General features: G+C 42.3%; 16 protein-coding genes and 1 pseudogene. 8 read left to right on the forward strand and 9 right to left on the reverse strand.

Annotated features, from left to right (window positions below):
* The first annotated feature begins 5 nt into the window (after nucleotides 1-5).
* From WC615_RS03490 to rplS, 3 genes are all read left to right on the forward strand, one after another.
* On the forward strand, nucleotides 6-389 hold the full coding sequence (locus WC615_RS03490; protein WP_372976756.1) for a VOC family protein: 384 nt from the start codon (nucleotides 6-8) through the stop codon (nucleotides 387-389).
* A gap of 90 nt (nucleotides 390-479) precedes the next feature.
* The gene (gene trmD / locus WC615_RS03495) at nucleotides 480-1,154 is read left to right on the forward strand and encodes a tRNA (guanosine(37)-N1)-methyltransferase TrmD (protein ID WP_372976757.1); all 675 of its coding nucleotides are present in this window, start codon (nucleotides 480-482) and stop codon (nucleotides 1,152-1,154) included.
* Between the two features lie 201 nt (nucleotides 1,155-1,355).
* Complete coding sequence (gene rplS, locus WC615_RS03500; protein WP_191175150.1) at nucleotides 1,356-1,703, forward strand: 50S ribosomal protein L19; 348 nt, start codon at nucleotides 1,356-1,358, stop codon at nucleotides 1,701-1,703.
* A gap of 284 nt (nucleotides 1,704-1,987) precedes the next feature.
* Here rplS and WC615_RS03505 read toward each other — a convergent pair whose 3' ends face one another.
* The 5 genes and pseudogenes from WC615_RS03505 to WC615_RS03525 all read right to left on the reverse strand — a co-directional run bounded on the left by WC615_RS03505 (nucleotide 1,988) and on the right by WC615_RS03525 (nucleotide 5,055).
* The gene (locus tag WC615_RS03505) at nucleotides 1,988-2,179 is read right to left on the reverse strand and encodes a hypothetical protein (RefSeq protein ID WP_372976758.1); all 192 of its coding nucleotides are present in this window, start codon (nucleotides 2,177-2,179) and stop codon (nucleotides 1,988-1,990) included.
* 248 nt (nucleotides 2,180-2,427) lie between these two features.
* Nucleotides 2,428-3,081, reverse strand: a pseudogene (locus WC615_RS03510) (phosphatidylserine decarboxylase family protein); the annotation flags it as partial.
* 27 nt (nucleotides 3,082-3,108) lie between these two features.
* Nucleotides 3,109-3,948 (reverse strand): phosphatidate cytidylyltransferase, encoded by an 840-nt coding sequence (locus tag WC615_RS03515; RefSeq protein WP_372976759.1) that lies wholly within the window; start codon nucleotides 3,946-3,948, stop codon nucleotides 3,109-3,111.
* Nucleotides 3,945-4,157: a hypothetical protein gene (locus WC615_RS03520; RefSeq protein ID WP_067056593.1), complete on the reverse strand. Its 213-nt coding sequence runs from the start codon at nucleotides 4,155-4,157 to the stop codon at nucleotides 3,945-3,947. Before WC615_RS03520 ends, WC615_RS03515 begins: the two co-directional genes overlap by 4 nt.
* Nucleotides 4,138-5,055, reverse strand: a complete 918-nt coding sequence (locus WC615_RS03525) for a lysostaphin resistance A-like protein (protein WP_372976760.1) — start codon at nucleotides 5,053-5,055, stop codon at nucleotides 4,138-4,140. The genes WC615_RS03520 and WC615_RS03525 overlap by 20 nt, the downstream gene beginning before the upstream one ends.
* 62 nt (nucleotides 5,056-5,117) lie before the next feature.
* On the opposite strand from WC615_RS03525, the gene dusB reads away from it, so the two are divergent.
* From dusB to WC615_RS03545, 4 genes are all read left to right on the forward strand, one after another.
* Nucleotides 5,118-6,110: a tRNA dihydrouridine synthase DusB gene (dusB, locus tag WC615_RS03530; protein WP_191175147.1), complete on the forward strand. Its 993-nt coding sequence runs from the start codon at nucleotides 5,118-5,120 to the stop codon at nucleotides 6,108-6,110.
* Nucleotides 6,111-6,158: 48 nt separating this feature from the next.
* Nucleotides 6,159-6,545 (forward strand): Co2+/Mg2+ efflux protein ApaG, encoded by a 387-nt coding sequence (apaG, locus tag WC615_RS03535; protein WP_191175146.1) that lies wholly within the window; start codon nucleotides 6,159-6,161, stop codon nucleotides 6,543-6,545.
* Nucleotides 6,546-6,619: 74 nt separating this feature from the next.
* A complete protein-coding gene (locus tag WC615_RS03540) occupies nucleotides 6,620-7,603 on the forward strand; it encodes a DNA cytosine methyltransferase (RefSeq protein WP_372976761.1) in 984 nt (327 codons plus the stop codon).
* The gene (locus tag WC615_RS03545) at nucleotides 7,554-8,150 is read left to right on the forward strand and encodes an HNH endonuclease (RefSeq protein WP_372976762.1); all 597 of its coding nucleotides are present in this window, start codon (nucleotides 7,554-7,556) and stop codon (nucleotides 8,148-8,150) included. The genes WC615_RS03540 and WC615_RS03545 overlap by 50 nt, the downstream gene beginning before the upstream one ends.
* 250 nt (nucleotides 8,151-8,400) lie before the next feature.
* Here the strand turns inward: WC615_RS03545 and WC615_RS03550 are convergent, their stop codons facing one another.
* Complete coding sequence (locus WC615_RS03550) at nucleotides 8,401-9,060, reverse strand: hypothetical protein (RefSeq protein WP_372976763.1); 660 nt, start codon at nucleotides 9,058-9,060, stop codon at nucleotides 8,401-8,403.
* Nucleotides 9,061-9,165: 105 nt separating this feature from the next.
* Nucleotides 9,166-9,882 carry a zinc metallopeptidase gene (locus WC615_RS03555; protein ID WP_372976764.1) on the reverse strand — a complete coding sequence of 239 codons (717 nt, stop codon included), beginning with the start codon at nucleotides 9,880-9,882 and terminating at the stop codon, nucleotides 9,166-9,168.
* Nucleotides 9,883-10,012: 130 nt separating this feature from the next.
* On the opposite strand from WC615_RS03555, the gene WC615_RS03560 reads away from it, so the two are divergent.
* Nucleotides 10,013-11,176 (forward strand): NAD(P)/FAD-dependent oxidoreductase, encoded by a 1,164-nt coding sequence (locus tag WC615_RS03560; protein ID WP_372976765.1) that lies wholly within the window; start codon nucleotides 10,013-10,015, stop codon nucleotides 11,174-11,176.
* On the opposite strand, the gene WC615_RS03565 is transcribed toward WC615_RS03560, so the two are convergent.
* Nucleotides 11,145-11,366, reverse strand: coding sequence for a Txe/YoeB family addiction module toxin (locus WC615_RS03565; protein ID WP_372976766.1), 222 nt, complete (start codon nucleotides 11,364-11,366; stop codon nucleotides 11,145-11,147). The two genes, WC615_RS03560 and WC615_RS03565, sit on opposite strands and share 32 nt — an antisense overlap.
* Nucleotides 11,367-11,394: 28 nt before the next feature.
* On the reverse strand, nucleotides 11,395-11,607 hold the full coding sequence (locus WC615_RS03570; protein ID WP_372976767.1) for a DUF2683 family protein: 213 nt from the start codon (nucleotides 11,605-11,607) through the stop codon (nucleotides 11,395-11,397).
* Between the last annotated feature and the right edge of the window lie 395 nt (nucleotides 11,608-12,002).

The following is a 12,002-nucleotide window of genomic DNA, read 5'->3' on the forward strand; positions in this document are numbered from 1 at the left end:
AGCATATGGCAACACCAATATTTGCACCCATGCTTATCATCCCAAATGGGATAAGCGATGTGAGTTTTTATACAAAGGCCTTTGGTGCGGAAGAAATACGCCGCTTTAGTAATGATGATGGCAGCATCCACGTGGTAGAATTTTCTATAGACGGAGCAACGTTTCATTTACACGAGCAATGGGAAACCAGGTTGATAAGCCCGGCGAAGGCAGGGGCAAGCACTGTATCAGTAAATATCTTTGTTGATGATGTTGATGCTGTGGTTGCCCGGGCTGTTACGGCCGGGGCAAGGATCACCTCACCTGTACAGGATTTTGACTATGGCTATCGCCAGGGCGATATCATAGACATCTTTGGCCATTGCTGGCAAATACAGAAGAAGATATAAAAGAGAACGAGAGGTAAGAATCAAGACATAAGAGAAAAGTCTTGGTTCTTGCCTCTTTACTCTTGCATCTAATAAAAGTATCTTTGCCCCATGCGTTTTGATATCATCTCTGTTTTGCCTGGTTTGTTAGAAAGCCCCTTTGCTCATTCTATTTTACAGCGTGCGCAAAAAAAAGGCGTTGCAGAAATAGTGGTGCATAACCTGCGCGATTACGCCACCGGCAAGCAAAAAAGTGTTGACGATTACCCGTATGGCGGCGGCAGCGGCATGGTGATGACCATACAACCTTTTGCAGCCTGTATAGAAAAGCTGAAAAGCGAGCGCGAGTACGATGAAGTTATTTTCATGAGCCCCGATGGCGAAACGCTGAACCAGAATATAGCTAACCAGCTATCCATCAAACAAAATATTATAATACTTTGCGGCCATTATAAAGGGATTGACCAACGCATCCGCGACATCTACGTTACACGCGAGATCTCGATAGGTGATTATGTGCTCTCGGGCGGCGAACTGCCCGCAGCGGTGCTGGTTGATGCCGTAGTGAGGCTGATACCCGGCGTATTGAACGACGAGACTTCGGCCCTGTCTGATTCTTTCCAGGATGATATGCTGGATGCCCCTGTTTATACGCGCCCTGCCGATTGGAACGGGCATAAAGTGCCCGACATACTGTTAAGCGGCAACACACCTGAAATAGAAAAATGGCGTTTTGAGCAGGCCCTTGAGCGTACCAAACAACGCAGGCCCGATCTGTTGGAATAATTAGAGGGTAGTTAATTGGTTGAATAGTGAAAGGTTTAAAACCACTCTCATAATCAACTCAATCAACCAAAAACCAACACAACTTGTGGACAAAATACAATTTGTGGAAATTTTAAAAATAGGTTTTTATATTTCAAATAATATCCTTATTATTGCACTCCGATTTTTACGGGTTAAAAATCGCTTTAAGAGCTAAAAATCATGGATTTAGTAAAATTTGTAGAAGAACAAACAGTAGTTAAGAATACCTTCCCGTCATTTAAGGCCGGTGATACTGTTAGTGTGCATTATAAAATCAGAGAAGGTAATAAAGAACGTATCCAAGTTTACCAGGGTGTTGTTTTACAACGTAACAGCGTTGGTAACAGCGAAACCTTTACCGTACGTAAAGTTTCTAACGGTATAGGTGTTGAGCGTATCTTCCCTTACAATTCTCCAAATATTGATAAAGTTGAAGTTAACAGCGTTGGTAAAGTACGTCGCGCTAAACTTTACTACCTGCGTGCCCTTACCGGTAAAGCAGCTCGTATCAAATCAAAAAGGGTTTAATTATCTTTCGCCGCAAGGCGGATACATATACAGCTTACAAGAACCTGCACTTTTCAGTGCGGGTTTTTTTGTGTTGAGGCAGATTAAATATTCACTTTGAAAGGCGGTCAGTTTTTTACCACAGCGTACACAAGGGAAGGAGACACAGAGAACACAGCGTTTTAACAGTTAGTTACTTAACTCTTTGTGCCTTCTGTGAAATCTCTGCGCCCTCTGTGGTTAAAAATAATAAGCACAAAAAGCCCCGATGTAAAACATCAGGGCTTTTTAATAACAATAGGCTATTATTTTTTCTTTGCCTCGTCAGCGCATTTCTTGGCGCATTTAGCTTTCGCAGCGGCGCTTAAGCCTTTCATGTCTTTACAACATTCTTTACCCGCTTTACACTTAGGTGCTTTTTTGCCCTTATCAGCAGCAAATGAATTTACGGTAGCTAAAGAGAACGCTACAGCAAGTACTAAGGTTAATTTTTTCATCGTTATTTAGTTTTTTTGGTTTCGTCCTTCTTAACCGCTTTTGGTTTTGCAGCAGTTTTTGCCGCCGGTTTTTTTGCCGGGGTAGCCTTAGCCACAGGCTTTTTTTCAGCTGTGGGTTGCTCTTTCTCTATATCGTGTTCAATAACCAGTGTTTCTTCGCCATGCTCGTCAGTTAAAGGCTCGGTATGGTCAGGGATGGTTTCGTTGATCACATCCGATGTTTCATCGGGCAGCGCTACGTTGTTGGTTAATTGGGCCAGTACAGTGCGCCCGCCTTTAACAACCTGGTTAAGCTCAACGTTTATTTTGGTACCCAGCGGCAGGAATATATCCACTCTCGATCCAAACTTAATAAAGCCAAATTGCTGGCCCTGCTCAACCACGTCGCCTTCTTTTACATACCAAACAATGCGGCGTGCAAGCGCGCCTGCTATCTGGCGGAACAATACCTGTGTGCCCTCGCTGTTTTCGGTTACAATGGTTGTACGCTCGTTCTCGGTTGATGATTTTGGGTGCCATGCCACCAGGTATTTACCCGGGTGATATTTAAAATATTTTACAACGCCGCTTATAGGGTTGCGGTTTACGTGCACATTTACCGGCGACATAAATACCGATAACTGTATACGCCTGTCTTTTAAAAACTCAGGCTCATCGGTTTCTTCAATTACCACCACCTTGCCATCTGCAGGGCATAGTACCTGCGATTCATTTTTGCTGATATGTAGTATGGGGCTGCGGAAAAATTGCACAATGATTAAAAAAAGCAAAAACGACAGGATGTAAACTATCCATTTTACAACATGCGCATCCGGGAAATAAAATGAGATGAGCGCGTTCAATACAAAAATGAACAGCACCGTTAATGCAAGTGATGTATATCCTTCTTTATGAAAAGTCATTATATAGGCTAATAAGTTTTTACAAAATTAAACATTTACAACGAAGTACAAGTATGTATAAACAATAGGTGCGGCTATCAGTAAGCCGTCAAACCTGTCAAGCAACCCGCCATGGCCGGGTAATATGCTGCCGGAGTCCTTGATGTTGATGCTTCGTTTAAACATGGATTCTACCAGGTAGCCAAGGGTGCCAAAGCACGAGATCAGGATCCCTACAGACATCCAGTGCTTCCAGTTCAGCTCCGGGAAGTAAAGGCTAATAATATAACCAACCCCTGCGCTGATAACTACACCGCCAATAAAACCTTCCCAGGTTTTTTTAGGCGAGTGGCGCTCAAACAATTTGGTGCGGCCAATACTCATACCAACCAGGTAGGCACCGGTATCGTTAGCCCAAAGCATCAGCAAAAAGCCAAGAGGGATGTGAACAGTATATGGGCCGCTAACATAAGCCAGTGCATGAAAAAACGTAAAGGGCACTATTACAAACACGATGCCCAAAAGGGTATAGCCAATGTTGGCAAAAGGGGCAACGGATATTTTAAATAACTCGAAAATAAACACCACAATTACAGCAAGGGGAACTAAAAACAGCAACGTATAGCCTATGTGTTTGCTGCTTTCGCCGGCTGGTGCTAAAGATGCGGCATAAGTAATAAATGCAAACGCGGCGTAAATAAGCGCCCCGGTTAATAAGCCTGCAGGTATATTAGGGGAGGCAGTATCTTTCTTAATAAGCGTATAAAACTCATACAGGCAAAAGCCACTCAGTAATAAATAAAATGCCCCGAATACATTATGCCCCAGCAAAAAGGAGCCTATCATCACTATAGTAAAAAAGAAGCCTGTTATGGCGCGTGTCTTCATAAATTAATTTGGTTCAATATCATTATTTCGATAGCGCTGCTAAAGTTTTCCTGGTGCACGTAAACCTCAATATCGCCAAATGCCTGGTGCGATGATGCCTGCCGGTTAAGCAATACGGCATCAATCTGGTACCCGGTAAGTACCTGTTTCACAATTTCTGACTGATAAAAGTTTGACGATGTAAAAATTTTAACCCAGTTCTTCTCCATTTAATGCGGGCTGTTTTTTGCCCAATGCTATCTTTTTATAAACTAACAGCAAAATTATAATAATAATCAGGCTAAATATATACTGCCACCAACTAAATACATTCGTATCATCGGGGTTTAGCTTAATATATCTTTTTTGATACAGGTAAGTTATAACAACCGCCGAGCCATTATTTAAAAAGTGCCCCCAAACCGCCGGCCAGATGCTGCCGCTCCAGGCAACAAAATAGCCAAACAACGCACCCAGCAGCAGGCGGGGTAAAAAGCCGTAAAACTCCATGTGGAAAGCGCTAAAAATTGCCGCTGTAACCCAAATGGCAACGTGCGTGTTTTTAGTCCACTTTTGCATAATGGTTTGCATACCGCCACGAAACAAAAACTCTTCGGCAATTGCCGTTAACAAGCCTATCAGTAATACATTTTTAATACAGTCCCAAAGGGTTTGCATATTCAGTAGAACGGCGGTCATGCGACGCGCGCTTTCCTCACTTTCCTTCATCCATCTTTCAAGTCCGCCTAACCATTCCGGCAAAACCATTTGCTGGTTGATGTTGCTCAAAAACTCTATCAATGGCGATGATATCAGCATCACAAAAAAGGCGACGACAAAAAGCATCCAGGGTATGCGGATGGTTGGTTTTATATATTCTGCCGGGTCTCTTGCAACCCAATAGCCAAAAATAACAGGCGCTAAAAATATGGGGATGGTAGTGGTTACTACTTGCAATATATATAAAGCGGGAATGCTTTGCGGGTTGGTAAAGTTTAGTTGCGCTATCTCCATTACCATGTTAAGGCCATACACAACGGTAATAATGGCTATGCCCAATAAATTACCAATGATAAATATCGCCGTAAAAACAACCACAAAAAGCAGGAATTGTAATCCCGGTGACATTTGATTTACAGGCGTTTTCATCATATAGCTTAAATTGCGTAAATTTGCGACGAATATAATCCATGTCTGTACAAATAGGAAATATTGATTTAGGGGAGTTCCCGCTGCTGCTGGCACCGATGGAGGACGTGAGCGATCCGCCTTTCCGTTACGTGTGTAAGCAAAACGGCGCGGATATGATGTATACGGAATTTATCTCATCCGAAGGGTTGATCCGTGATGCTGCCAAGAGCCGCAAAAAACTTGATGTTTTTGAATACGAGCGCCCTATTGGCATCCAGATATTCGGCAGCGATATCGAGCACATGCGCGAGGCTACCGAAATAGCATCATTGGCAGGGCCCGACCTGATGGATATTAATTACGGCTGCCCCGTTAAGCAGGTGGCATGCCGCGGCGCAGGCGCAAGCCTTTTGCAGGATATTGACAAAATGGTGGCCATGACCAAAGCGGTTGTGGAAGCTACACATCTGCCGGTTACCGTTAAAACCCGCCTTGGCTGGGATGATAACACCAAAAATGTTTACGAAGTTGCCGAACGCCTGCAGGATGTAGGTATTAAGGCGTTAACCATACACGGTCGTACCCGCTCGCAAATGTATAAGGGCGTTGCCGACTGGAGCCTGATCCACGCGATTAAGAAGAACCCTCGCATCAAGATCCCGATTTTTGGTAACGGGGATATCGACTCGCCCGAGAAGGCCGCCGAATGGCGTATGCAGTTTGAGGTTGATGGGATGATGATAGGCCGCGCGGCCATAGGTTACCCGTGGATCTTCCGGGAGATAAAACACTACTTTAAAACCGGCGAACACCTGGAGAAACCCACCATTGCCGAACGGATTGAGGTTTGTAAAACCCACCTGGAAAAATCAATGGAGTGGAAGGGCCCCAAAACCGGTATTTTTGAAATGCGCCGCCACTATAGTAACTACTTTAAAGGCGTTCCCGACTTTAAGGAATACCGCATGAAACTGGTTACCGCTGCTACGGTTGAAGAAATTATGGATATTTTAGCACAGGTAGACAAAAAATATGCTTTTGAAATGGCGTAATATTTGTTTGCATGCTATATATTTGAATATAACGATACAATAAGAACAATGGCCACTACTATAACTGAAGGTGTTAAGGTTTCAGTGGAAACAATTTACCAGCCCGAATACTCTAACCCGATGAACGATCATTTTATGTTTGCCTATAGGGTGAATATTGAAAATATGGGTAACTACGCCGTGCGTTTAGTGAGCAGGCACTGGTATATCTTCGACTCAAATGGCGCCAAGCGCGAAGTTGAAGGCGAAGGTGTTGTTGGCCTGCAGCCTGTTATTGAGCCCGGCAGCTCGCACGAATACGTAAGCGGCTGCAACCTGAAAACCGATATGGGCAGCATGAAGGGCGAATACCAGATGGAGCGCCTGCTGGACAATTCAGTATTCAACGTACAGATCCCCGAGTTTTATTTGATCGCACCTTACAGATTGAATTAATCAATTTAATATTGATTTATAATATTCAGATACTATATTTGTTTGCTAAAAAAATTAGTCAATAAATTATAAGCATGACAAATAAATACAGATCAATAGAAATTTGCGCAGGTGCTGGAGGCCAAGCAATAGGTCTTGAACAAGCCGGTTTTGAACATGTTGCTCTTGTTGAATTAGAACATCTGGCTTGTCAAACGTTAAGATATAATCGCCCTAACTGGAATGTAATAGAGAAAGATGTTCGTGCATTTTCAGCCAAAGGGTTTAAAAATATTGACTTATTTGCGGGGGGGGTTCCCTGTCCCCCTTTTTCAATTGCCGGAAAACAACTCGGACGAGATGATGAACGAGATCTTTTCCCAGAAGCATTAAGATTGATTAAAGAATGTAATCCAAAAGCAGTAATGCTTGAAAATGTTAAGGGAATACTTTCTAAAAAGTTTGATGTTTATAGAAAACATATCATAAGTGAGTTAAATAGCTTGGGTTACAGATGTAGTTGGCAGCTGATTAACTCTTCAGATCATGGCGTATCACAACTTCGGCCGCGGGCAATATTGGTAGCATTAAAAGAAGATTTTTTTGATTTTTTTACTTGGCCTGAAAAAAATATTGCTAATAGAAAATCAATAGGAGAATTATTATTTGATGAAATTACTTCATTAGGGTGGGATGCAACAAATTGGATTAATCAGGCTACTGGCATAGCCCCTACATTAGTTGGAGGGTCTAAAAAACATGGTGGGGCAGATCTTGGCCCAACTAGAGCAAAACAAGCATGGGCTGAAATAGGAATTAATGGGAAAGGGCTGGCGGACTCACCTCCATTACCAGGATTCGACCTAATGCCAAAACTTACTTTACAAATGACGGCTTTAGTACAAGGATTTCCCTCTAATTGGAAATTTGTCGGTAAAAAAACACCAGCATACAGACAGATAGGAAATGCTTTCCCTCCGCCGGTAGCCAAAGCTATTGGACAATCGATTTTTAATGCATTTGAGCTATATGAAAGAAAAAAAGATCAGAGAAAAGGGGTCGAAGAAAAAGCTGCGTGAGTTTTTTGTTGAAAACGTCGGTATTGTTTTAGATAAAGATATTCTTGGGAAGGTCGCGGGGAAAAGTGAGTGGGGAAGAAGAGTGCGTGAATTAAGAAATGAAGAAGGAATGAATATCGTTACTCATAACGATAGAAGTGATTTAAAACCTGGACAATACCTTTTGGTAAATTTAAAGCCTCTTCCAGCATTTGACCGGGGGATTTCTAAAGAAACCAGGGCATTTGTTTTAGATAGGAATGGATTTACATGCCAAATGTGTGGCGCTGCCGCAGGTGAACCTCATCCTTATGATGCAAATCGTAAAACCAGACTACACTTAGGGCATATAATTGATAAATCAATGGGTGGCAATGACGATGCAAATAATCTTCGGGCAATTTGTTCTGTATGTAATGAAGGGGCATCAAATTTAACTTTAAACCGTCCTCAAGCAATTAAATTACTCGCACAAATAAGAAGGGCGCCGTCCGCAGACCAAATAGATGTGTTAAAATGGATTATAAAAAAATTTCCGGAGCAAACTAAAAAGATATTAGAGGAATGAAAAAAACAAAAAGCCCCTACAGAAATGCCGGGGCTTTTTTGTTGCCGAATTTCCCCACCCTGTCATCTCGAACGAACAATGCCGGGGAAAGGTGAGGAGGGAAATCTTCACTTTACACCCCGTATTAAGTTAATTAACACATGGCCCCATTCTGTTATTTCTGATTCCTATGTGTTCACACCCAAATATTTTAATCCACAAGCATGTGAAGCTACTCTGGGGTGGCCTTTACAAACCGATTAAAATTAAATTATTTTTCGCCTGCAATAATATCGCCGCCAGGTATTTTGCTGTAAGCATACTCGCTTACTATAATTTCATTTGTAGTAGTTTCGTGGCTTAATTTTATCCATCCAAAATAAGGTTCGCCATTAATTTTTAGGGCGATGCCTAAATATTTGTCGGCTTTGTTTGCCCATAAGCCTTCAACAGAGGTTTGCGATCCGGCGGAAACAATACTCATAATAGAGGCTTTTTGCTGATTAGAGGTCCATTTAATATTGTTTTCTTCAGTCGGCTCTATTAATTCGTTTTTATTGAAAGGGTATGCCCATAAACTACCGTTAACCAATTGTTCTCCGTTTTTTACGAATAGTTTGTTGCCACTGTTGGTTTTTCCGTAAGCGGATAAGTATAAATGTTGTTTCCCGTCATGCATGATCAGTACGCTCGAAAAACTTATATCGGTTGTTCCATCCGCATTAGCATCCAAAAAAATGGGTTTATTATAACCAAGCTTTATGTTCAGCTTGCGGTAAACTATCATAGCCGATGATGGCTGGGTTTCCCCGCTTACAGGCATGGTTTCAACCGGGTCGGCTGGTATAACAATTCCGCCCGTGTTTTTATCTTTTTTACATGCGTTGAGTGCCAATACTACTGCCGCATATAGCAATATATATCTTTTCATAGTGCATACATGACGGTGCTTTATGGGGAAATGTTACAGCCAAACAAAAAAATGCCCCGAAATCTTCGGGGCGTTCTATATTTTCGTCCTTTATCAAAAAACTGCTTAGTTACGGCGGTTAAACAGGAATGATGCATAGTAAACCAATGTAGCCAGGGCGCTTAATGCGGCAACCACATAAGTCATGGCGGCCCACCAAAGGGCATCTTTTGCCTGCGCATGCTCTTCACGGGTTTGCATAATGGTATAATTGTTATTTAACCAGGCCAGTGCGCGCTGGCTGGCATCAAATTCAACCGGCAGGGTAATAAAACTAAACAGGGTTACCAATGCCAAAGCGCCAACACCAACGGCCAGTACAAGCGGGTTATGTGTAAAAAATAACAGCATAATACCAATCATCAGTGTCCATTGCGTAAGGGTTGATGCCACATTAACTACCGGTACCATTGATGAGCGGAAGCTTAGCCAGCTGTAAGCCCTGGCGTGTTGTACTGCGTGCCCGCATTCGTGCGCGGCAACAGCGGCAGCAGCAATACTGCGGCTATGGTACACATCGGGGCTTAGGTTTACAGTTTTATCTTCGGGGTTGTAATGATCGGTTAGCTGGCCTTCAACAGATATTACACGTACATCGTAAATGCCATTATCTTTCAGCATGCGCTCGGCAACATCTTTGCCGGACAGGCCCGACAGTAAAGGCATTTCGGAGTATTGCTTAAATTTGCTTTTAAAACGCCATTGCACAATAAAGCTTACCAATGCTATCACAATCATGAGCAGCAAGGCCGAATTGTAGGATACAAATAATAGGTTCATCATTTTCAATAGTTTTATAAAAAGGAGTATTTCAAAAAGTATTCCAGTTTAAGGTAAAAGGCAAAATTCAAAAGTCAAAAATGAATCTGCCGATATGCACTTTTTTGATTTTTTACTTTTTAATTTTGACTTAATGGACAACCGGAACTTTTCCTACTGGGAGCGCACCGCTTTTATTGATAACGCAGATGTAATCATCATAGGCAGCGGCATAGTGGGCCTTAGTGCGGCCCTGCATTTAAAAACACGCGAGCCAAATTTGAAGGTGCTGGTTTTAGAGCGGGGCTTTTTACCCAGCGGGGCCAGTACAAAAAATGCAGGTTTTGCCTGTTTCGGCACAGTTTCTGAACAATTGGAAGCCCTTAAACATACTCCCGGCGAAGAGGTTGCCCGCCTGGCCAATTACAAATGGCGGGGATTGCAGCGCTTACGTCAAAACCTGGGCGATAAAAACATCGACTATCATCAGCATGGCGGCCATGAGCTTTTTATGCGTGACGAAGATGCATGCGCGAATGAAGCCATAGAAAATATCAGCCGGCTGAATAATTTATTAAAACCCGCTATTGACGGGCATGACATTTATGCAGTTGCAGATGCTAAAATTGCAGATTTTGGCTTTAATGGGGTAAGCCACATGATCTATAACCCTTATGAGGGCCAGATACATACCGGTAAAATGATGCGGGCGCTGCTCAATAAATGTTACCAAAAGGATGTACTGGTTTTGAATGGGTGCGAAATAAAAGAGATCAGTAATGATAATAACGGGGTACGTTTAACATCTCCGCAGGGAAACTTTAAAGCTGCGAAGGTGATTATGGCTACAAACGCCTTTGCAAGGCAACTATACCCCGGCTTGCAGGTTGTTCCCGGGAGGGGGCAGGTGCTGGTTACCAAACCTATACCTGGTTTAAAGCTAAAGGGTACGTATCACTTTAACGACGGGTATTATTATTTCAGGAATATTGACGGCCGGGTGCTTTTTGGCGGAGGCCGGAATATAGATTTTGCTGCCGAAGAAACCTCCGAATTCGGCCATACAGCCGCCGTTAAACAAAAACTAACCGGTTACCTGCATAACATGATCTTACCAGGGCAAAATACCGAAATTGATTACTGGTGGAGCGGCATTATGGGTTTTGGTGGAGAATTAAGCCCCATAGTAAAACAGGTAGAACCTAACATATTTTGCGCTGTACGCTGCAACGGTATGGGCGTAGCCATGGGAAGCCTGGTAGGGGAAGAGGTAGCGGAACTGGTGCTTAATAATGAAAGCGTAAAGCAAGTATTGTAATTTCAGTATCACTTACAGTGTAAAGCAACCGATGTTCCTGGTTAATTCGCCTGCTCCATGTGCCGGATAGATTATATTTTAGCGCCTCGGGTTTGCCAATTCCCTCAAAAGGAGTTTCTTGTATTGAAAATAATAAAGCTTGTATTCTCTTTTGGATGATCTTATTGCCGGATTTAGTCCAGAATTGCAAATCCTCAATAGCTTGAGGTGTGCAAACACTATTTCCATAGGTTGTTTATATCAACCTTTACTCCTTTTCCATCTGCGATGTCTTTTTCGGCTTGTTTAAGCTTAGCAATCATTTCAGGAGAAGAATTAATATATTCTGTTTCATCAATCTCTTCCTCAAAGCTTACATGAAGTGACTCAAGCGCGGCCTTAACAGCTTTTTCCTGTTCTTCTGTTTCTGTATGTACTACAATAGTGCTCATACCCAAATTTACGAAATATTTTTGCTCAAAACATAAGACGAATATATCAGAAACAAATCGCCATAAAATATAATAAGTATTCGGTCATCTCGATCTGAAAATATCCGTTCTACGTCAACCAAAAATGTTCCATTTTTGTTCCATTCGGGAAAAAGTGGGACAGGGCTTAAAATTACAATGTGCTTTAAATCAGTTGTTTAAAATTTCCGGTATGTTTCGCTTAAAGTTTTTCTACTTCCTGAAAAGGTCGTTTCAAGGGCGAAAAAAGGCGAATGAAAGACAGGTTTAAGCGCTATATTATTTTATCATTTTTTGTCGCATTTTAAAAAAAACGGAACAAAATCGAATTTTTGTAACCTGTTGAAAATGAGCGTTTAGTTGAGAAACTATAAAGT

It is taken from the genome of Mucilaginibacter sp., from assembly GCF_041663085.1.
GTDB lineage: Bacteria > Bacteroidota > Bacteroidia > Sphingobacteriales > Sphingobacteriaceae > Mucilaginibacter.